The organism is Trinickia fusca (assembly GCF_003628145.1).
Classification (GTDB): Bacteria; Pseudomonadota; Gammaproteobacteria; order Burkholderiales; family Burkholderiaceae; genus Trinickia; species Trinickia fusca.
Genome location: NZ_RBZV01000007.1, coordinates 42,207 through 62,224, shown reverse-complemented (window position 1 = coordinate 62,224; position 20,018 = coordinate 42,207). Strand labels below are relative to the sequence as shown.

Below are 20,018 nucleotides of genomic sequence, written 5' to 3'. Positions count from 1 at the left end.
AATGAACCTCGCCTCCGCCCTTCCTGACACGCTACGCGACGCGAGTGCATTTCTGCGCACCGAACTTGCGCCGTTTCCGGGCCGCATCAACGTGATGCTGCGCGCCCTGCTGACGAGCGCGATCGTGATCGTCGTGTCGATGGCGCTCGAGGTGCCGGAGCTGCCTTTGTCGTTACTGGTGGTGTTCTACGTTACGCAGTCGAACGTCGTCATCACGCGGCTCGTCGGCTTGATGTTCATCGTCGGGTCGACGCTCGCGATCGGCGGCTCGATCCTGCTACTCAAGTTCACCTTCGACTATCCGCTGATCCGCATCGTCGTCGCGAGCGCGCTGTTCTTCGGCAGCGTGTATCTGATGCGCGTGCTGAAGATCGGCGTCGTGTTCTTCATCGTCGCGATCGTGATCATCTACGTGCAGAGCTTCTTCGACGAGACCGATCAGGCCGAGTTGCTGATCCGTGCCGTGCTGTGGGTCTGGGTCGCGGTGATCTATCCGATCGCGCTGACGCTCGTGATCAACTCGCTGCTACTACCCGCCGAACCGCGACGCCAATTGAAGGCGGAACTCCAGCGACAGCTGGCAACCATCGACGCACAGCTGACGTATCTGACCAACGGCGGCGCCACGCCCGCGCCGATCGCACTGCCGGCCGTCCAGCAAGGCGCGCTGACGCTACAGAAGCTGCTCAAGTTCGCTGCGATGCGGGACGCACGCTATCGCGAGACTGAGGCCTATCAGCTTGCGCTGATCGCCACGGTGACGCGCCTCTATCGCAGTGCGAGCGAACTGTCAGCCGACGCACGGCAGGTGTCGACTGCGCGGCTTCCCATGCTGCACACGCTGCGAGCTGACTGCCGTACGCTCGATGCCGCGATCGCCGCCGATGAACCCTACCTTGTCCGGCGCGACGCCGCACCGGACGCAGCGGACATGCCGCACGCGGTGGCCGAGATGCAGAGGGCGCTGCACGCGTTCGGCGATTTCGGCGCGCGCGGCGAGATGACCGGCAAGCCGCCTGCAAAGGAGCCGATGGTCGCGCCGGACGCGTGGACCAACCCCTCTTACGCGCGCTTTTCACTCAAAACGTTGCTCGCGGTACTGGTTTCCTATGTCTTCTATAACGCGAGCGATTGGCAAGGCATTCACACGATCATGCTGACCTGCCTGATCGTCGCGCTGCCGAGCCTCGGCGCGTCGACGCAGCGCGCGCTGCTGCGCGTGGCCGGTGCGATCGGCGGCAGCCTGCTTGCGCTCTTCATGGTCGTATTCGTGATCCCGCGGCTCGAGAGCGTGGTTGGCCTGCTGCTGATGACGTTGCCAGTCGCCGCGCTGGCCGCGTGGATCGCGGCCGGATCGGAACGCATCGGCTATGCCGGCGTGCAGCTGCTGTTCACGTTCTCGCTCGCGGTGCTCAGCCAGTTTGGGCCGACCAGCAACCTCACCGAAATCCGCGACCGGATGCTCGGGATCGTGCTCGGCGTCGGCATTGCGACCTTCGTCCAGATGTCGTTCTGGCGCGAAGGCGAAGGCGACGCGTTGCGCCTGAAGCTGGCATCGATGCTGCGGCCGATCTCCGCACTATCGCGCGCTCCGCTGGCCGCTGCTGCTGCGGCAGCGGAGCAAATGCCCTATGCGCAGCAGCAACTGCGAGCGTGGGCCGTGCTGAGCGACTGTGAAGCGATGCTCGCGCGCGTCGCGCTGGAACCGAACTGGCAAGAAGGCGAGCAAGCGCAGTTGACGGCCCGAGCGCAGACGGTGCTCGCACAAGGGCGCGAGATCATGCTGGCCGGCAACGCGCTTCATAACGCGCTCGATTCGCGTGACGCGAGGGTTGCTCGGGAAACGGTCGACGCGGTGCGCGCCGTCCAGGAGCAAGCCGCCGCGCTCGTCGAACGCTACGCAGACGAACTGGCGGTCAACCCGCCTGTCGCCCGCCCCCCGCAACGCATCGAGATCCCCGCGTGGCCGGACGATGCGCCCGACGCGCCGCTTTGGGCCAGCGCACGCCGTCTGGCACACGAGGTGGCCGGGCTGCCGGACTGGTATCTTGCGGTCCCACGTTCGAGCGTCCCGCAAGAGTCAAGAGTCGACCGAACATGATTAAGCGAAACCGTTCGCGTTGGCGTGGGTTCCTCCGTCGTGGTGTGCTGCCCGCGGGGCTCGTCAGCATACTGTCCGCCTGCGCGCTGATCCACCACGACAGCAGACCCTATGCGCCAATCGCGCCCGATGAGATCCGCCTCGCCAACGACATCCACCTCGCGCGCGAGGGCTGGCCGTCCGCGCGCTGGTGGACCGGCTACGGCGATGCGCAGCTCGACGCACTGATCGACCGCGCGCTAGCCAATGCGCCGACAATGGTGATCGCGCGCACGCGCGTCGCGCAGGCAAAGTCGGACGTCGAACTCGTGAAAGCCGGCTCCAACCTGCAGGTGGTCGCGCTTGGGATGATCGACCGCGAGCACGTGTCGTCGAACGGCTTCCTCGGGCCGTTCGCGGCGAACGACCCGGCGTTGGGCTTGTCCGGTCCGTGGTATACCGAGGGGATCGTCGGGCTCGGCGCGAGCTTGAACGTCGACATTTGGGGCAAGCAGCGCGCCCAGGTCGCGGCGTCGCTCGGCGTGCAGAACGCACGGCTCGCGGAAGCGTCGGCGGTCGAGCTCGAGATTTCGACTGACGTGGCGCAGCTCTACTACGGGATTCAGACGACCTATCAGTTGATCGACCTTCTCGAGCAGTCGCGGCAGGTAGCGGCGTTCGCAGTCGATGCGCACGAGGCCCGGGTGGCACGCGGCCTCGAATCGCGCACCTTCGCCGAGATTTCACGCGCGCAGCAATTGGCCGCGCAGCGGCAGATCGTCAACGCTCGGGGGCAGGTCAAGCAGTTCCGCGAATCGCTGCGCGCGTTGATCGGCGCCGGCGCGGACAATCTGCCCGACATCGAGCCCGTGCCGCTGCCGGCATCACGCGCCGCGTTGCCGTCGACGTTGTCGTACGAGCTGCTTGCGCGGCGTCCCGACCTGCAGGCGATGCGCTGGTATGTGCAGTCGTCGTTCGATCGGATCGACGCCGCGAAAGCTGCGTTCTATCCGAGCTTCGACATCAGGGCGTTCTTCGGCGTCGACGCGCTGCACCTCGGCGACCTGTTCACGCGCCGGAGCCAGCAGATCAATTTCATTCCCGGGTTGACGCTGCCGATCTTCGACGGCGGGCGCTTGAACGCGAACCTGAGCGGCGCGCGCACGGCGAGTAATGCGCTGATCGAGCAATACGATCAGGCCGTGCTCGATGCGGTGCGCGATGTTGCAAAGAGTGGCAGCCGACTGGAGGATCTGGATGCCGAAGTGGCGCTGCAAACGCGGAAAGTGCAGGCGGTTGTGTTTGCGCGTGACAGCGCTGAAGCGCATTACCGGCGCGGGCTTGCGAGCCAGTTGACCGCGATGGAGGCGCGCGAGCCGGTGATCGCCGAGCAGGTGGCATTGCTCGATCTCGACGGGCAGCGGATCAGTCAGGAAATCGCGCTGGTGAAGGCGCTTGGTGGGGGCTATCGGGCTGGTCCGCCGGTTGAACTGAAGCCGCGTTGAAGACGTGCCTGAGCCATGCGGTGGGCGCCCGCCTTTTCAGATAGTTTGCCGGCACCTGACGAAAAAAGCCCAAGGGCTCGGCTCGTTGCTGGATGATGTGCAACGGCTTACTGCCAAGGACAAGCATCCACAATTTGTGGTTCGCTATATAACGGATTAATCGACCTGCTCACGTGCCACAAGGCCGAACTCGAGTCGAGGGCTAAAACTGTCTGGTTGCCGATGCCGGCAGACTTGGACGACGCCATAGCCAAGATCGATGATATGGACGGGCGCGGGGTGTTTTTCCGATACCCGACAGAGAATAACTCAACGAAATCGAACAACAAGCCTATGGGTTCGAGAAGAAGCGCCCACGGTACGTGACAATGGACTGTTAGCCAAAGCCGCGGGCGCGCTTTCATCGATTCGGCTCGAGCCTAACTAAGTCGCTGCTGCGAGCGCGGAACTTGGTTAATTAGCTGCTGCCCGGCGGAATTGCGAATCGCGATCTGTCGCACGCCGTCCAGATCGTCCGGACGTTGGGGACCGATAACGATGAAGTGACTACTCTGAGCAGCATTTCCTGCCGTATACTCGTGCCAAGATTGTTGGGTGTCTTTGTCGATATTGACTTTCTGATCCTTGTCATTCGGAAAAATCAATGCATGGCCCTTTTTATTGATTTCATTGATTGTGCCGATGATTTGATCGGGAGTCATGTTTGGAGGGTAGCTGTGGCTGTTCTGCATCACGTGGATCAGAAAATTTTTCTGATTTTCGTCATCACCGACGGCCTTCCCGATCAATTCGTTGGGTACGGCAAAGCGAACGACTTCATTGAAGGGTTTATCTTTTGTTCGCCATTTTGTTTGGATTCTCTCCTGAGGCGTGGTTTCGTTGCCCGTGGTGAGATAGAACCCATAGCTGAATTCACCCTTACTCCCAGTGGCGACATTGATGAGACTTTGATTCATTAGCGACGCGTCGTTTGTGACATGGGCTAGACTCGTTGTTGTCGCCTTGGTTGATTCGGGTGGGCTTTGATTCCTTGTGGGCTCTGGTAATTTCCAATTCGCCAATGTCCCAGGCAGTTCGACTGAGAGCTTGCCGGGAATCCTAAGCTTGCCACCCTCGTCCGCATAGATGAAAGGACGATAGTTCTGGTTCGTCGTTTTCAATTGTTCGACTAGCTTGCTTCTCGTTGAGTAGTCGACTGCCTCTCCCTTCTCGAAAAGAAATTCCAACGCATGCCGTTGGTTGGGTACAAGCGGCGTTTCGGCACCGTTGTCGTACCAATCGGCTATTTTTCTGGTTTTTTCAGAGGGAGAATCATTGCGCCCCAGTAGCGGGGGAGAGTTGAGCCGTATTGGACCATGCCCTGGCGATTGCGGCACCGGCCCCCCCCCGTTTATGGAGTCAAACGCCGCCGAATTCGCATGTGACGATGATCCAACGGTCGTTTGTGTCGAGGGCGCGGCTGCCGGCGTGTATGTCGGTAGTTCGTGGTCGGAAATGTTGTTGGTAATTCCTTGCATGATGCCTTTGGCTCCGTGGGTTGGGGGCACTGCGCACGGTGAGAATGCCGCTGCGTTGCATGCATTATGGAGCGGCTTATGTCATTTCGTGAGTAATCGGCGAAGTATCAAAGCGATTTGCGAAACAAGGGGGCATGCAGGCCGATAACATTTGCTCGCGGGGCGCGAGGGATTGCGCGGGAACTGCTGATTCAAGCTTACCTCAGCGGCCATTGCCCCCCATTCGCTGCCACGATCGCGAAGCTCCGTCGATGAGCTTCTGCCCTGTGGTATTGCGAATACGTTATCGGCCGAATGCCATCCAGGCTATCCGGCCGCTGCGGAGCGACAACGATATAGTGGTCGCTGGGCGAGTTGTTGCCCCGGTATATCGCGAAGTGCACCACGAAGTGCTTTGCGGGCCATGCCTTGAATGAAAAGCGGGGGCAGGTCAAACTACGTCAGCCCCATGACGTTCGAGAAGAATTGGGCCGCCGCTCAGCGAGGGCAAGCGGCCTGATGGCTTCAGCTATAGGATTCTTGAAACAGGGGCAAGGTCACGGTCGCTTATTGGCGGCTTCCGTCGCGTACCCGCTGCACTTGCGGGCATGTGGATCTCAAGCCGTCTATATGCTCATTGAGGTTTGGCGGAATCGGTTGCCACTCTTGATGAAGAAAGCACCGTCAATGAGAATCGCTGTAGACATATCGACTGATGGTAGTTTTCTAGCGCCAGAACGCAAAAAAGCCCAAGGGCTCGGCTCGTTGCTGGATGATTTGCAACGGCTTACTGCCATGGGCTTGATACCCTGCACGGTAGCATTCCCTATTTGCCCCTTACTTCCGGACACGGTCTCTCACACTAAGTGAGAGACCGTGTCCGGACATTCAGCGGGCTGTTCCTGGCAGCAAGTCCGGCTATAGGGGTAAGAGGCCCTGATCCGCCAATCGCACTTCGATCGCGTTAGCAATCTTCACGTGCTCGGGATTGTCGACCGAGAAGACCGCGTCGGCGACGCTGACGATGATTGTGCCTTTCTGCTTATCGCCTTCCATGACCGGCATCAGCTCGGCTGCTTCCGGCAACTCCTCTGTGGTGATTGCCTGCGGAAGGTAGAGCATCCAACCGGCTCCTAGTCGCTTGGGAAAAACTTTGTGCGTGGTGTAGTAGATGAATGGCCCAACTTCAATTTCAGAGGCAGCGGGCCATATGTCGAGCAAGCCGAGCATGAATCGCTGCATGTTGCTCGCGTCGCTGAGTGCCTCGACATCCTCAAATTGGAGATCAAATACGCAGGTTGGGTTACAGACGTCGGAGGACAACGAGGTAGAGAACGCCCCTCTGCGGCCCTTCGTTTTGCCGCTCCAGACACCCGTTACTCGATAGTTGGTTGTTCCGTCTTTCTCGTCTCGTGCTCGAAGCATTTCCAGCGCTACGGGCGTTGGGCCAGTGTGGTTGAAGGCTGGGTTCTCGAGCGACTTCTTGGGTGTACGGGCAGGCGGATACCAGTTGTCGATGGGGAATCCAATCGACTCGAGCAGTTTTGCCACCCGCCAAAGGTAGCCAAGATGTTCCTCCCTAGAAGGGAGCGTGTCTAGCCGCAGCTGAAAGATCAGGGTTACTCGCATATGTTAAGGATGAAGCAAAGATTCAATCTGGAGCTTTTCTTTTGAGAACAGCTCGGAGAAAAATTTATGGGATATCGGTTGCATGAAATACCAAGTCAGCCTCGCTGGCGGGTTATTCACGACGGCCAGACTTTGCTTCCGAGCTTGCGCCAGCATTCGTCCCACACCAGCAATTCTGAAGAAATACTCCGGCAAACCGGTTTCTGAATCAAAAAACTGATCGTACTGAGCCTTCGCTTCCTGCAACCGACATTCCGTCGAGCGGAAACCATCAAATTCGATCGATTCAAACTCCCATTCCATGTATGGGTCGAACCCGGTCACCCGCGCCTGATACTCCCGCGAGATCTCGGACATATGCCACCTGCGTGTCACCAACCGCCCCCTGGCAGGAGGGCAGCGCTCGCGAGATTCGTCCGGCTTCGGTATCACGCGCGCGGCCGACCTCGACTTCGCTTTATCCTGCTCGAGGCCGTCCGAATTGGGCGACGCTCGGTCAAAAACCCCGCGAACGGCGCCACCCACTGCGGCAAGCATTGTCGCGAGTGCAATGGCAGCGTCTTTGAGGCGAGAAGGACGGATCTTCGCCATTAACAGCCCTCCTGGATTTGTTCACGCTTCTCGTTCTTTGCATGGACGGGAAACGGCGAATGCGTCGCCATCACCGTAAGAGAGCGATCATTCTTCTGGCAGGAGGGCGACAGAGCCCGCTTCTCGGCAAAAAATCAGGCCAACGGAAGTGCAATTGCGCGGCCGAAAGATCTACTTCCTGCACGCGCAAAAGCAAACGAGTTACGCAAACATCGCGTAACCCGTTCGTCGTATTGGTGCGCAGGCCAAGCTCAGAAACACATCATCGAATTGCGTGGAGATACGTTAGTCGTCACCCATCCCACGGCAACGATAGGCGGGACACTGGAACTGGTTTGAAAGCGAGCAGGCTAATCCAACCTCTCACCGCGCTTCTTCCACATCCCCCCGATTCCACCACCCTCCCCCCAACGCCTGAAAAAGCGCGACGACATCCGAATACCGTGTGGCCACGGCTTGGACTTCGCCGATACGGGCCTGCTGGTAAGTCCGTTCGGCATCGAGCAGAGCGAGATAGCTGATGGCGCCGTTGCGGAACTCGCGCTGTGATGCAGCGAGGCTATCGGCGGCAGCGCGTTCCGCCGCAACCTCGGCGTTGACCGCGTCTGCATCGGATTGCAGTGATCGCAATGCATCCGCCACGTTCTGGAATGCGGTGATGATCGTGGCGCGATACTGCGCAGCCGCTTCATCGAAAGCGGCAATCGCGGCCCGGCGTCGATGCAGCAGCGTGCCGCCTTCGAATAACGGTTGCATCAACCCTGCGCCCAAATTCCAGATCGCCGTCCCCGGCCCAAACAAGACATTGGCGGTCTCGCTGCCATACGCCGCACTGAGCGTCAGTTGCGGCAGCATATTCGCGGTGGCAACGCCCACTTCAGCACTCGCGGCATGTAGCAGTGCCTCCGATGCGCGAACATCCGGACGTTGCTCGACGAGCTTCGAGGGCAAACTGACGGGCAACGTATCGGGCAGTTGCAACGACTGGAGATCGAACGTCTCGGTAGGCTCCTCGCTGGGAAAGCGGCCGAGATAGGCGGTGAGCTGATCACGCGTCTGGGCAAGCTGCTTTTGCAGCGGCGGCAACTGGGCACTCGCCTGAGCGAGAGCCGCAGCCTGAGCCAGCACGGCGGCGTTGGCCGCAGCGCCAATCGCGAATTCGCGTTTCAGGCCCGCAAGCTCCTGCGTTTCGATATCGATGATCTCCTGCGTGGCGACAATCTGCGCGCGCAAGGAGGCGTCCTGCATCGCCGCCAACACGACGTTCGAGATCAGTGTCAGGTAGCTTGCTTCAAGTTCGAACCGCTGATATTCGGCCTGTGCGGTCAGGGATTCAATCTGTCTGCGCGTCCCGCCCCAGATGTCGAGAAGGTAGGTGACATTCACGGAAGCCGTTTTGAGCGTGAAAACCGGGATCGTACTGCTCGTACCGAGCGACGCACTCGAAATCCGCTCGCGCGTGATCGACGCATTGGCGCTCAATGTCGGAAACAACGCCCCTTCGCCGGCATGGCGTTCTTCGTTCGCCACGCGCAACGCGGCCTGCGCGGCTTGCAGATTTGGGTTGGCCACCAGCGCACGTTCGATGATCGCGTTGAGCGCCGGCGAACGGAACAGCGTCCACCACGCGCCCGGAATGTCGAGCCCTTGCACGAAGCGTTGCGCCTCGCCGCCATGGACATCGGACGCGACGGTGCTCTCCGGCAACGGCTCGCGCGAATAGCCGCTGACTTGTGGCGGCGCTGGCCGCGCGAAGTCGGGCCCGACGGCGCACCCGGCAAGCATCGCTGCCGAAAGCGCGATGCACGCAATGCCAAGGCCCAATCCCGGACAGGCGCAAGGAGGGGGATCGTGACGTGATGTCATCGGTTGCCGCTCCTTGTGGGCGCTGCCGCTTTCGACATCTCGGCTGGAGTCGGCCGCACCGCCGCACCCGGACTGAGCTTAAGGAGGTTGCCAACGACGACCGATTCCCCTTTGACGACGCCCTTACGCACCTCGACGAATGGCGCGTAGTCAGCGCCCAACGTCACGTAGCGCTGCTCAAGACGGTTGCCGGGACCGACTATGTAGACGTACTGACCGAGCTGGTTCGAGCCGATGGCTACTTGCGGCACCAAGAGGGTATCGAGCTGGTCGGCGACATGCAAGCGCACACGGATGAATTGCCCTGGCAGCAACGTATGGTTGGGGTTCTCGATCGTTGCGCGTGCAGTGATCGTGCCGGTGCCTCGCACGATGCTGTTGTCGAGCAAGGCGAGCTTGCCGCGGTATTGCGGCGTGCGCGCCTGACCAACGATGACGTCGACCGGAATCGCACCCTTCGACTGGCGTGCCTGGATTTCCGGCAGATCGGTGTCCGGGGGATTGAAGGTCGCATAGATCGGGTCGAGCTGCACGAGGGTGTTCAGTTGCGTCCCCGCGTTGCTGATGAGCGCACCCTCATGAACCAGGCTCAAGCCAAGACGGCCTGCAAAGGGTGCGCGGATGGTGGTGAAGAGCAGGCTCAGTTGCGCCGTCTCGATGAGCGCGCGGTCGGCCGCGAGGGCCGCCTTGTCCTGACGCTCGGTGCTCGCGGATTGCTGCAGCGTATCGGTCGACACATCACCGGTCTCGCTGAGCACCGCATTGCGACGATGGCTGGCACTCGCGTATTCGAGCGCAGCTGCGTCCTTTTCCGCCTGCGCCTTCGCCTGGTCGAGTGTCGCCTGATAGGTGCGCGGATCGATCTGATAAAGAAGCTCGCTTGCAGTCACGTCTGCGCCGTCCGACACCGCTTGCTTCTGCAGATAGCCGGTCACTTGCGCTTGAAGCGTGACGGTGCGAATAGCATCCGTGGTGCCGACATACTCGAGAAAAACGGGTACTGTCCGCGCGACAACAGCGGTGACGGGCACGTCCAGTACGGCGGCCTGACGGGATGGAGGCGGGTCGCCAGCCGCGCGATGTGCACCCCGTGGAATGAGCCACGGAACGCACAGAGCGATAGCGATCGCAAGAGCCGCGGCAACCAGGCTGAACTTGCTGACTTTCATCATAGCCTCGCTCTTGCCTCATTCTCCGGGCGCCGATGGGCCGTGATGCTTGCTTGCGCGTCCGAGGCGTTCGAGTATCGCTTCACGCAGCCGTTCGATGACGGCGTAGAAGATCGGCACGAACCCGAGCGACAGCAGCGTGGCCGCGAGCATGCCGCCCACCACGGTGGTGCCGATCGATTGCCGACTTGCGGCACCTGCGCCGCTCGCGAGCATCAGCGGGACAGCGCCGAAGATGAAAGCGAACGCCGTCATCAGGATCGGACGCAAACGCAGGCGTGCCGCCTCGGTCACCGCTTCGACGATATCGTGGCCTGCCTCTCGGCGCCGCTTGGCGAATTCGACGATGAGGATGGCGTTCTTTGCCGCCAGTCCGATCAGCAAGACGAATCCGATCTGCGCGTAGATGTCGACCTGCATGCGTCGTAGCCAGAGCAACCCCAACGCGCCGAACAACGCGAGTGGCACCGTGAGGATGATCGTGAACGGCAACGACCAGCTTTCATACTGCGCCGAGAGGAACAGGAAAACGAAGACGAGCGCGAGCGCGAACACAAGACCGGCGACCGAGCCGGCCTTCAGCTCCTGATAGGTGATGCCCGTCCAGTCGAAGCCGAAATCCGCGGGCAGCACCCGAGCAGCGCGCTCCATCGCCGCGATCGCCTGACCCGAACTGTAGCCGGGCGCCGCGCTGCCCGTGATCTCCGCCGCGCCGTATACGTCGTAGCGCGGGACCGTCTCGGGGCCGACCGTCGACTCAAGCTGCCCAAGAGTCGAGAGCGGCACCATGCCTCCTTCGGCGTTACGCACATAGAGGCGCGACAGGTCGCTTCTGCTGCCTCGTGCGCTGCTGTCCGCCTGAACTACGACCTCGAAATTGCGGCCGAACAGCGTGACGTTGTTGACGAACAGCGAGCCGAGATAGATCTGCATCGTATTGAAGACATCACTCGTTTTCAATCCGAGCAGCTTGGCCTTCTCGCGGTCGATCTGGAAATTGAATTGGGGTGTCGATGTGTTGAAGCTGGTCAGGAGTGTGCGCGTATCGAGTTCCGGCTGTTTGCGCGCCTCAGCGAGAAAGGCCTTGGTCGCCTCATCGAGCGCGACGCTGCCGCGGCCCGTCAGATCCTCGACCTCGAAATCGAAGCCGCCGAACGTACCCAGCCCGGAAATAGCCGGAGGATTCAGCGCGAGCGATACGGCCTCCGGAATTCGAGCGAGCTTGGGCTGCACGGCCGCGATGAGGTTGGCGACACTCTGCTTGTCGCCTCGCTCGTCCCACGGCTTCAGGATCACGAACTGGGCAGCGCTGTTCGGCGCGGTAGCCCGAGTGATGAAATTCAGGCCGCTGATGGACAGCACATTGGCCACGCCAGGCGTCGCCTGGAGAATCGTGCGCGTCTTATCGATGACGGCTTCGGTGCGTTGCAGCGACGCCCCGTTCGGCAGTTGCGTGATCACATAGAAATAGCCTGGGTCCTCGATGGGCAGAAACGCATGCGGAATCGTCGAATAAAGCAGATACGTGATGCCGAGGCCGCCTGCGAACAGCGCCAGCGCGGCCCAACGCACGCCGATCAGTTGGCGCACCGAACCCGCGTACCGCTGCCTCGCCCAGTTGAAGCCCGAGTTGAACGCGCGGAACAGTAGGAAGCGCCGCCGCTCGTCATGCCGCAGCAACACGGCGCACAGCGCGGGGCTCAGCGTCAGCGAATTGAACGCCGAGATCATCACGGAGATCGCGATGGTCAGCGCAAACTGGTTGTAGAGGCGGCCCGTGATACCCGGCAGGAAGGCAATCGGCACGAATACGGCGCCGAGCACCGCCGAGGTCGCGACAATCGGCCCCGTCACTTCGCGCATGGCCTGCTTTGCCGCCGCCATGGGCGCAAGCCCGCTTTGGAGCTGTCGCTCCACGTTTTCGACCACGACGATGGCATCGTCGACGACGAGGCCGATCGCGAGCACCATGCCCAGCATGCTGACCGTGTTCAGCGAAAAATTCAGCACCAGCATGACAGACAGCGTGCCAATGAGCGCCACCGGAATGGCGATCATCGGTATCACCGTGGTCCGCCAGCTCTGCAGGAACAGATACACGACACCAAGCACGAGTAGGAGTGCGAAGCTAAGCGTCTTCATCACTTCGATCATCGACGCCGAGACGAACATCGTGGTGTCGTAGGTGATCCCCCACGCCATGCCTTTGGGAAAGCGCCGTGCGAGCGTTTGCATCGTCGCGTCGACGCGCTTGTCGAGATCCAACGCATTCGCGGTCGGCAATTGGAACACGGCGAGCAGCACCGCCGGGTCTTCGTTCACCGACGCGCTCGACGTGTACTGCTGTGCGCCCAGATCGGTGCGCGCAACATCGCGCAAATGCACGGTGGCGTCGTTCGTAGTGCCAGAGCGCAGCACGATGTCGCCGAATTGCCGCTGGTCCGCAAGCTGGCCTTGCGTGTTGATCTGATATTGGAACGTCGTGCCGGGCGGCGCCGGCGCTTCACCGAACTTGCCGGCCGCGACCTGGACGTTCTGCTCGAGAATCGCATTCTGGACATCGGTCGCCGTCATGCCGAGCGCGGCGAGCTTGTCCGGATCGAGCCAGATACGCATCGAATAGCGGCGCTCGCCGAAAATGGTGACGTCGCTCACGCCAGGCAGGCGCTTGAGCGAATCGACGACCTGGAGATAGGCGAAGTTGCTGAGCGTAACCGGATCGATCGAGTGATCGGGCGAGTAGAGGTTCACCGCCAGAACGAAGTTCGGGTTCTGTTTCTGGATCGTGATGCCGGTTTGAGTGACGACGCCGGGCAGTTGCGCGGTCGCCTGCGAAACACGGTTTTGAACGTCCACGGCGCCGATATTGATGTCATAGCCGACATCGAACGTGACCGTGATCGTCGAACTGCCATCGTTGGCACTCACCGACGAGATGTAGCTCATGCCCTCGACACCGTTGATCTGGGCTTCGAGCGGCGTCGTCACAGTATCCGCGACGACCTGTGCGCTAGCGCCCGTATAGGTCGACTTGACGAGAACCTGAGGCGGCGTGATTTGCGGGAAGCGCTCGACCGGGAGGTTGAACCAGGCAATGAGTCCCGCCAGCACCATGATGATGGCGATCGACGATGCGAAGACCGGACGCTCAATGAAGAAGTCGACCATTGACCGCGCCCCCCTGGGTCGGGTGGGTTTTGTGCGCCGCATGGGACCAGAGTAAGTGCTCTGCATGGGGCAGAAGTAAGTGCTGAAGCACCAACTCCTGCCGACAGCTAAAGCGCTAACTCTGGTCGACACGGAAACGCACCGGTATAGTTTCCACCTCGAGCCCGGCTTGTCAATAGATTGCAATCGTCATGCAAACAGCTTCGATTCCCAAGACGAAATCAGGAGGCCGCCCTACGCTGCAGGAATCGGAGGACCGCGTGCAGCGCGTGCTCGACGTCGCCAAGCGGCAATTTCTAAGCGCGGGCTATCGCGAGACGAGCCTGGAAGGCATCGCACGCGAAGCCGGCGTAGCAAAGAAAACGCTCTATAGCCGATTCGGCAGCAAGGCCGGCTTGTTCGCCACGATTCTCGACGCGCTCCGGCACGCCTGGATCGCCGAACTTCAAGGGCTGGTGCTCGAATCGAATCGCCCCGAAACCGTGCTCGAAACAGTCGCGCTCCACCTCCTCGAGGTAGGCACGCGTCCCGACATGATCGAGTTGTACCGCTTGCTGCTGCTCGATGCGCACCGTTCTCCTGAACTGATCCGCGGTTACTACGACAAAAGGGGCGGCTTGAGCGGGATGGAGCCGCTTTCCGAATACCTTCGCGCGGCGGTTGCCGAAGACGTGCTGAGGATCGACGACATTGGCCTGGCCACCGAGCAGTTCGTCTATCTCGTGCTCGGCGGCATCCGGACCAGAATGCTGCTTGGTGCCGCCCGGCGCCCTAATGCGCCTATGCGTGCCCGCATCGCGCGACAAGCGGTGCAGATTTTTCTCGCTGGGTGCATCCGGTAGTCAGCTCAGCAAACCTTCCGCACGGAGGACGTGCTGAACCGTTGGTCGACTCCGGACCCGTTCATACCAGGCTTGAAGATGCTGGTGCTCGCTAAGGTCAATGTTCGCGTTGTACACGGACTTCATCCATTTCGCCTTACCCCAGCCCGTCAATGCGAAGAGATAGGCATCAGCGATAGTGAACTTGTCTCCCATTAGAAATTGCTTACCGGCGAGCTGTTGATCCAGCCACGCGTACCGGCTTGCGAGCTTTGGCCCGGCAGTCTCGACATACTTGCCTGCCGCCACCGCATAAAGCAGCGGAATGAAGCCTTTGTGAATTTCAGAGGTCAGGAAATTGAGCCATTCGAGCAGCCGGTAACGATCCATCGTGCCGTGCGCCGGCGTCAAGCCCAATTCTGGACGTTGATCAGCCAGATACTGTGCAATGACGGGCCCCTCTCGCAGAAACGTACCATCGTCGAGCTGCAAAAGTGGCACATAGCCCAATTCGGTCACGTCGTAGTAGTTCGTCCCATCTTCGATCAGATGCTTGCGCGCATCGACCTTTGTGATTTCCGCATCCAATCCGGCTTCCTGCAAGACGATGCAGATCGCTTGTGAGCAACTACCAGGTGCGTGATATAGCTTCATTCCCTTTTTCCCTTTGGTCAAAAACGCGTGCCCGCACTGTCATGGCACAAATGTCACGGCGAGCAATATCTCGCAGACAGGATAAAAAGTGAAGAAGGCAGAATTTTGTGATATAGGTACAAAAAATATACTTGGCGAGTGTCGGTGATGAAGCGAAGTGCAACGGGGTGTTCGGTCGAGGAAGCCATGCGCCTGCTGGGTGGCCGCTGGCGTCTGCTGCTGGTTTCCTATCTGCTGGACGGGCCAAAGCGCTTCAACGATTTACGGCGGGATGTCCCAGGAATATCGCAGCGCATGCTGACGCTGGATTTGCGAGCGCTCGAGCAGGCTGGCTTGGTACAGCGGACCGTTTTTCCAGAGGTGCCGGTAAAGGTCGAATACCAGCTCACCCAAGACGGCCAGCGTCTGAGGCCCGTGGTCGACGTCATGCGCGACTTCGGTCTCTGGCTCAAAAGCCGCCCCGGATTTGAGTTCGTCGAAGTCGACGCCATGGACTCGGATCACGGCTAGATGCGCAAGGAAACGATATGGGATGGGGCAAGCTTTATGAAGTCCCGGATTCTGCAAGGGAGCGCTTCCGGGACTGTCGCACCAAGTCTGACTGGTACGACGCGATGGGCGAGATCGGCGTCGGCGCCGGCAAATCGGCAGAGTGCGATCTCGAAGATTCGGTGAACCTCCTGGGAAACGAGCTCGAGCTTCAGCCCTATCCCTTGGGCAAGCTGTTCATCGGCGAACTGCATGCGGAGCTCAACGAGTTCGATGATCCCAATGTCAGCTTTTTGGGGTGCCAATTGGCGAAAGATATCGCCACCGCACTCAATACAGTCGAGGAAAATTTCTTTGACAGCATTGCGACCCATCACCCACCAAACCCATACACATGGCTACTGCGCGACTTGCGCCGGTTCTTCGATGAAGTCGCTTTACGCAGCAATGCAGTAGTTTGCTTATGGGAGCCGTGATCTCCCGCGCCTATTCCAGGCCACCAGGGCGAAGAGTAAAGAAATAAGCCAGCCTCTATAACCTCACATCTTCAAATAGCCTACCCGATCTTGTAGCCCATCATTGTTTAAACACTTCATAAATCATTGCGACAGCCAACATCGCAATGCCTACCTATTTATTCGGCATAAAACATCCCAACTCGGCACCACATATCGCCACTTTTGCGGCCCAAGAAATTTTTTCTAAAAATTGCTGATTTATAAAATACGTGCCGAACGGCTCGGCAAGTATTTGTCATAGCTCGCATCAAAATGTGTTGCACCGATTGATTCGATACGCATATGTCAGCAATAAACCCACCATTTCAAGGAGGCAAGGAAATGAAGAAAGAACGATCTGGAATCGTGCTGCGATCGGCCTTGGGTGTTGCGTCGGTCGCGCTGTTGATGTGGTTACCCTTCGACGCGGCCGCTGCCACAACCACACCGCCCGCCTGTGAAGCGGCGTGGAGTGCCAGTCAGGTCTATACACAAGGCAACGTCGCCTCATACAACAGCAATAACTATCGGGCCAACTGGTGGAATCAGAACCAGAACCCTGCATCAAACAGCGGCGTGGCCGGTAGCGGCGAGCCGTGGACCGTTGTCAGCGCCTGCTCGGGAACCGGGTCCGGTGGTTCAGGTGGCTCCGGTGGTTCAGGCGGCTCCGGCGGTTCGGGTGGTTCAGGCGGTTCAGGCGGTTCAGGTGGCTCTGGCGGTTCGGGTACCGGTACGGCTGCAGGATTCATTCTCAGCCCGTACAAGGACGCGACGATTTCGATGAACTGGAATACGAACGTCATCTCGTCGAACGTCACTGGCCAGATAAACCCTGTGACGTCGGTGCTGCCAGGCAATGTCCGAACGCTGACGCTCGCTTTCGCGACCGGTGAATGCGGCAGCGAAAACTGGGGGGGTGTCAACGCTGATGCCTTGGCTACCGTCAATGTGCCGCTGTTCACGGCGGCCAATGTCAACTATGTGATTTCTACCGGCGGCGCCGCGGGTTCGTTCACGTGCGGTAGCGATTCGGGCATGGCGACCTTCATCAAGCGCTATGCATCGAATAACCTCGTCGGGATCGATTTCGATATCGAGGGGGGGCAGACGCAGCAGATCATCAGCGATCTTGTGCAACGTGTGGTGGTGGCCCAGCAAAGTTATCCCAATCTGCGTTTCAGCTTCACGCTGGCGACGCTGGCTCCTTCGCAGCCGGGGCAGACCACAGCCACCTCCTTGGGCTCAAACGCGCAGGATAGCTTCAACATCTATGGCGACTGGGTCATGCAGGCCATCCAGGCGTCCGGCCTGAAGAACTACACCATCGACCTGATGACGATGGACTACGGTTCGGCGGGTCCGGGCAACTGCGTGGTCGTCGACGGTGCCTGCGAGATGGGGCAATCGGCTGTTCAGGCGGCAATGAACCTGCACGATCACTGGGGGGTGCCGTATAGCCAGATTGAAATCACTCCGATGATCGGCGGTAACGATGTGGCTGGCGAAACGTTCACGCCGGCGGATGCGGACACTGTCTCCGCGTTTGTGAAACAGAACGGGCTCGCAGGTGTGCACTTCTGGTCGTTTGATCGCGACAACGATTGTGGGCCCGGCTCCGCATCACCGATTTGCAACTCGATTGGGGGTGTTGGCACGCTGGGTTATACGAATCGGTTTGCCAGTGACCTCGGGTCGGGTAGCGGGTCTGTCGTGCCGCGTCATTGATGTGATGGGCTGACGCATTACGGTGGGACCGGCCGCTTTGGACCTGAGTGATTTCACGCTGGTCTGGAGCGGCCGCAGAGCAGCGTCGGTCAATGCTTAACGCGCCTCCTCATGTTCGCCTGATGACTCGATCAAGTTCGGGTGTCCGGCTCGCACGCGAGATGGCTCGAGCGCACCGTGAATAGCGAGGCCAATCAACGCGCCGGCCATTTCGGCAAGCATGAAAGCCGGCACATTGGCAGGCGCGATGCCGGCAAAGGTGTTGCTGAACATGCGGCCAAATGCAGCGGCCGGGTTGGCGAACGACGTCGACGCCGTGAACCAATAGGCTGCGCCGATATAGCCCGCCACCATCGCGGAAGCCCGGCCGGCTGGAGCCCGCAGGATGATCAGCAGCAGCCCTGCGGTGGCCACCGCCTCGGCAATCCATTGACCTGTGCCCGCGCGAATCTTCGTCGAGAACTGCAGGATCGGCAGGTCAAACATGGCGTGTGCCAGCCACGCACCCAGCACCGCGCCGAGCAATTGCGCGACGATGTAGGGCGGCAGCTCGAAAGCCGGCAGCTCGCCACGCAGTGTCATGGCCACGCTGACAGCCGGATTGAAATGCGCACCACTCAACGGACCGAACACCTCGATCAGCACATACAGCCCGCCGACGGTCGCGAGCGTGTTGGCAATCAGCGCGATCGCCACATTGCCGCCAGCGAGACGCTCGGCCATGATGCCCGAACCGATGACGACCGCCAGCAACAGCGCGGTGCCCAGCAATTCGGCAAGGATCTTGCGGCGCAAATCGACGATCACGTTCAGCTCTCCGAGATGGCGGTGAGTGCTTGCTGGAGGTCCGCATTGCTCATCGTATCGAGCGGCAGCGCGAGCAACTGCAGCATGCGGAAACCGATGGCCTGGCGCGTGAGTTCGAAGGCCAGACGCTTCCCTTCGTCGCCACCCGGCGCGTTCGACGGGTCGGCATAGCCCCAATGCATCTGCACCGGGCTGCCCGGCCAGTACGGACACGTCTCCGCGGCAGCACTGTCACACACCGTGATGACAACGCGCATCTCGGGCGCATCCTCGCCCACAAATTCGTCCCAGCTCTTGCTGCGGTAGCCGCTCACATCGATACCGGCATCGGTCAGCGCTTCGAGCGCGAACGGGTTCAGTCGACCGCTCGGCTCGCTTCCGGCGCTATAGGCGCGCACGTCCTTACCGAGTTTCGCGGCCCAGTGATTGAGCATCCCTTCCGAGAGCACGCTGCGTGCGGAATTGTGGGTGCAGAGGATCAATACGTTGGTGGTCATAGGCGGGAACTTCACTGTTGTCCAATGTCGTGCACGGCCTTCTGCAGCGCGATGTTATCGAGCTTGGCGAGCGGTACGGCTAGCAACAGGTCGATCCGGCGCTTCAGCATCAGCGCCACTTCGTGCATCACCTGCTGCTTACGTTCATCGGAGCCTTCCGCCTCGGCTGGGTCTGGCACACCCCAATGCGCAGTCATCGGCTGACCGGGCCATACCGGGCAGACTTCACCCGCGGCCTTGTCGCACACGGTAAATACGAAATCGAGCACAGGCGCGCCAGGCTGGGCGAACTCATCCCAGCTCTTACTCCGATACCCCTCGGTCGGCAGATGCCAGCGCGCAAGCTCGACCAACGCAAACGGGTTCACCTCTCCCTTGGGGTGACTGCCCGCCGAATAGGCGACGAAGCGTCCGTCGCCGTGCTTGTTCATCAGCGCCTCGGAGAGGATCGAGCGGGCGGAATTGCCCGTGCACACGAACAATACGTTGTAAGGCTTGTCGCTCATGGTCGAGCCTCAGCAGCAGCAAAAGAGATGGATATGCAGGCGTTTCACGATTCGCCCGCCTTTGAGGTGTTGCAAGAGCCAACGCGGACTGGCGTGCAGGGATTCCCCCCGCAGCAGTTCTCGGTCAGGAAGGCAAGCAGGTCGTTCATCACCGCGTAATTGGCCGAATAGATCATGAAGCGGCCACGCTGCTCGACCGTGACGAGATTCGCGTAGGTAAGCTCTTTCATGTGAAAGGACAGTGACGACGGCGCGATGCCCAGGCGCTCGGCGATCTGACCAGCAGGCAGCCCGCCGGGGCCGGCTTCCACAAGGAGTCGAAAGACGGCCAGCCGGGACTCCTGAGCCAAGGCGCCGAGGGCGCGGACGACAGAGTTCGTTTCCATATTTCCATCTTAATCGAAATATTGAAATATGCACAGCCCGAATTCTGAGATCGATCGAACCCCATCTCCGCAACACAAACGCAACACAACAAAGCGCGGCGCGACGACGGTTGACCCGCCATCGCGCCGCGT

General features: G+C 60.3%; 17 protein-coding genes. 6 read left to right on the top strand and 11 right to left on the bottom strand.

Translation table 11 applies throughout. The annotated features are described in order from the left end of the window. Window position 1: 1 nt before the first annotated feature. Both D7S89_RS17060 and D7S89_RS17055 read left to right on the top strand, forming a co-directional pair. The gene (locus D7S89_RS17060) at window positions 2–2,101 is read left to right on the top strand and encodes an FUSC family protein (RefSeq protein WP_245982993.1); all 2,100 of its coding nucleotides are present in this window, start codon (window positions 2–4) and stop codon (window positions 2,099–2,101) included. After that, the gene (locus D7S89_RS17055) at window positions 2,098–3,585 is read left to right on the top strand and encodes an MdtP family multidrug efflux transporter outer membrane subunit (protein ID WP_121279110.1); all 1,488 of its coding nucleotides are present in this window, start codon (window positions 2,098–2,100) and stop codon (window positions 3,583–3,585) included. Before D7S89_RS17060 ends, D7S89_RS17055 begins: the two co-directional genes overlap by 4 nt. A 419-nt stretch (window positions 3,586–4,004) precedes the next feature. On the opposite strand, the gene D7S89_RS17050 is transcribed toward D7S89_RS17055, so the two are convergent. The 6 genes from D7S89_RS17050 to D7S89_RS17020 form a co-directional block, all read right to left on the bottom strand. Then, window positions 4,005–5,102: a hypothetical protein gene (locus D7S89_RS17050; RefSeq protein WP_147426695.1), complete on the bottom strand. Its 1,098-nt coding sequence runs from the start codon at window positions 5,100–5,102 to the stop codon at window positions 4,005–4,007. An 897-nt stretch (window positions 5,103–5,999) separates the two neighbouring features. After that, the gene (locus tag D7S89_RS17040; protein WP_245982992.1) at window positions 6,000–6,632 is read right to left on the bottom strand and encodes an Imm52 family immunity protein; all 633 of its coding nucleotides are present in this window, start codon (window positions 6,630–6,632) and stop codon (window positions 6,000–6,002) included. An 81-nt stretch (window positions 6,633–6,713) separates the two neighbouring features. Continuing rightward, complete coding sequence (locus D7S89_RS17035) at window positions 6,714–7,301, bottom strand: restriction endonuclease fold toxin 5 domain-containing protein (RefSeq protein ID WP_121279104.1); 588 nt, start codon at window positions 7,299–7,301, stop codon at window positions 6,714–6,716. Window positions 7,302–7,664: 363 nt separating this feature from the next. Then, entirely contained in the window at window positions 7,665–9,167 is a 1,503-nt protein-coding gene (locus D7S89_RS17030; RefSeq protein WP_121279102.1) for an efflux transporter outer membrane subunit, read from the bottom strand. Then, entirely contained in the window at window positions 9,164–10,339 is a 1,176-nt protein-coding gene (locus D7S89_RS17025) for an efflux RND transporter periplasmic adaptor subunit (protein WP_121279100.1), read from the bottom strand. The genes D7S89_RS17030 and D7S89_RS17025 overlap by 4 nt, the downstream gene beginning before the upstream one ends. 15 nt (window positions 10,340–10,354) lie before the next feature. Beyond that, entirely contained in the window at window positions 10,355–13,504 is a 3,150-nt protein-coding gene (locus tag D7S89_RS17020) for an efflux RND transporter permease subunit (RefSeq protein ID WP_121279098.1), read from the bottom strand. 191 nt (window positions 13,505–13,695) lie between these two features. On the opposite strand from D7S89_RS17020, the gene D7S89_RS17015 reads away from it, so the two are divergent. Continuing rightward, window positions 13,696–14,346 (top strand): TetR/AcrR family transcriptional regulator, encoded by a 651-nt coding sequence (locus tag D7S89_RS17015; RefSeq protein WP_121279096.1) that lies wholly within the window; start codon window positions 13,696–13,698, stop codon window positions 14,344–14,346. Here D7S89_RS17015 and gstA read toward each other — a convergent pair whose 3' ends face one another. Continuing rightward, window positions 14,347–14,979 (bottom strand): glutathione transferase GstA, encoded by a 633-nt coding sequence (gene gstA, locus D7S89_RS17010; protein WP_121279094.1) that lies wholly within the window; start codon window positions 14,977–14,979, stop codon window positions 14,347–14,349. It abuts the gene before it with no gap. Between the two features lie 147 nt (window positions 14,980–15,126). Here gstA and D7S89_RS17005 point away from each other — a divergent pair, with 147 nt between their 5' ends. From D7S89_RS17005 to D7S89_RS16995, 3 genes are all read left to right on the top strand, one after another. Next, on the top strand, window positions 15,127–15,489 hold the full coding sequence (locus D7S89_RS17005) for a winged helix-turn-helix transcriptional regulator (RefSeq protein ID WP_121279433.1): 363 nt from the start codon (window positions 15,127–15,129) through the stop codon (window positions 15,487–15,489). Between the two features lie 17 nt (window positions 15,490–15,506). After that, window positions 15,507–15,944 (top strand): hypothetical protein, encoded by a 438-nt coding sequence (locus D7S89_RS17000; RefSeq protein ID WP_147426694.1) that lies wholly within the window; start codon window positions 15,507–15,509, stop codon window positions 15,942–15,944. Window positions 15,945–16,307: 363 nt separating this feature from the next. Beyond that, window positions 16,308–17,690: a carbohydrate-binding protein gene (locus D7S89_RS16995; protein WP_121279090.1), complete on the top strand. Its 1,383-nt coding sequence runs from the start codon at window positions 16,308–16,310 to the stop codon at window positions 17,688–17,690. Window positions 17,691–17,786: 96 nt separating this feature from the next. Here D7S89_RS16995 and D7S89_RS16990 read toward each other — a convergent pair whose 3' ends face one another. Genes D7S89_RS16990 through D7S89_RS16975 form a run of 4 tightly spaced genes read right to left on the bottom strand, consistent with a single transcriptional unit; the run spans window position 17,787 to window position 19,886 of the window. Further along, window positions 17,787–18,494, bottom strand: coding sequence for an aquaporin (locus D7S89_RS16990; protein ID WP_121279430.1), 708 nt, complete (start codon window positions 18,492–18,494; stop codon window positions 17,787–17,789). Between the two features lie 5 nt (window positions 18,495–18,499). Then, complete coding sequence (locus D7S89_RS16985) at window positions 18,500–18,994, bottom strand: arsenate reductase ArsC (RefSeq protein WP_121279088.1); 495 nt, start codon at window positions 18,992–18,994, stop codon at window positions 18,500–18,502. Window positions 18,995–19,005: 11 nt separating this feature from the next. After that, entirely contained in the window at window positions 19,006–19,500 is a 495-nt protein-coding gene (locus D7S89_RS16980) for an arsenate reductase ArsC (RefSeq protein ID WP_121279085.1), read from the bottom strand. A gap of 44 nt (window positions 19,501–19,544) precedes the next feature. After that, window positions 19,545–19,886: an ArsR/SmtB family transcription factor gene (locus tag D7S89_RS16975; RefSeq protein WP_121279083.1), complete on the bottom strand. Its 342-nt coding sequence runs from the start codon at window positions 19,884–19,886 to the stop codon at window positions 19,545–19,547. Window positions 19,887–20,018 lie beyond the last annotated feature (132 nt).

What these genes read in the sequence shown, in the direction of transcription:
- D7S89_RS16985 (WP_121279088.1), bottom strand. Translation starts at nt 18,994, where the DNA reads ATGACCACCAACGTATTGATCCTCTGCACCCACAATTCCGCACGCAGC.
- D7S89_RS17000 (WP_147426694.1), top strand. Translation starts at nt 15,507, where the DNA reads ATGGGATGGGGCAAGCTTTATGAAGTCCCGGATTCTGCAAGGGAGCGC.
- D7S89_RS17005 (WP_121279433.1), top strand. Translation starts at nt 15,127, where the DNA reads ATGAAGCGAAGTGCAACGGGGTGTTCGGTCGAGGAAGCCATGCGCCTG.
- D7S89_RS17025 (WP_121279100.1), bottom strand. Translation starts at nt 10,339, where the DNA reads ATGATGAAAGTCAGCAAGTTCAGCCTGGTTGCCGCGGCTCTTGCGATC.
- D7S89_RS17055 (WP_121279110.1), top strand. Translation starts at nt 2,098, where the DNA reads ATGATTAAGCGAAACCGTTCGCGTTGGCGTGGGTTCCTCCGTCGTGGT.
- D7S89_RS17030 (WP_121279102.1), bottom strand. Translation starts at nt 9,167, where the DNA reads ATGACATCACGTCACGATCCCCCTCCTTGCGCCTGTCCGGGATTGGGC.
- D7S89_RS17035 (WP_121279104.1), bottom strand. Translation starts at nt 7,301, where the DNA reads ATGGCGAAGATCCGTCCTTCTCGCCTCAAAGACGCTGCCATTGCACTC.
- D7S89_RS17015 (WP_121279096.1), top strand. Translation starts at nt 13,696, where the DNA reads ATGCAAACAGCTTCGATTCCCAAGACGAAATCAGGAGGCCGCCCTACG.
- D7S89_RS17060 (WP_245982993.1), top strand. Translation starts at nt 2, where the DNA reads ATGAACCTCGCCTCCGCCCTTCCTGACACGCTACGCGACGCGAGTGCA.
- D7S89_RS16980 (WP_121279085.1), bottom strand. Translation starts at nt 19,500, where the DNA reads ATGAGCGACAAGCCTTACAACGTATTGTTCGTGTGCACGGGCAATTCC.
- D7S89_RS17020 (WP_121279098.1), bottom strand. Translation starts at nt 13,504, where the DNA reads ATGGTCGACTTCTTCATTGAGCGTCCGGTCTTCGCATCGTCGATCGCC.
- D7S89_RS16975 (WP_121279083.1), bottom strand. Translation starts at nt 19,886, where the DNA reads ATGGAAACGAACTCTGTCGTCCGCGCCCTCGGCGCCTTGGCTCAGGAG.
- D7S89_RS16995 (WP_121279090.1), top strand. Translation starts at nt 16,308, where the DNA reads ATGAAGAAAGAACGATCTGGAATCGTGCTGCGATCGGCCTTGGGTGTT.
- gstA (WP_121279094.1), bottom strand. Translation starts at nt 14,979, where the DNA reads ATGAAGCTATATCACGCACCTGGTAGTTGCTCACAAGCGATCTGCATC.
- D7S89_RS17050 (WP_147426695.1), bottom strand. Translation starts at nt 5,102, where the DNA reads ATGCAAGGAATTACCAACAACATTTCCGACCACGAACTACCGACATAC.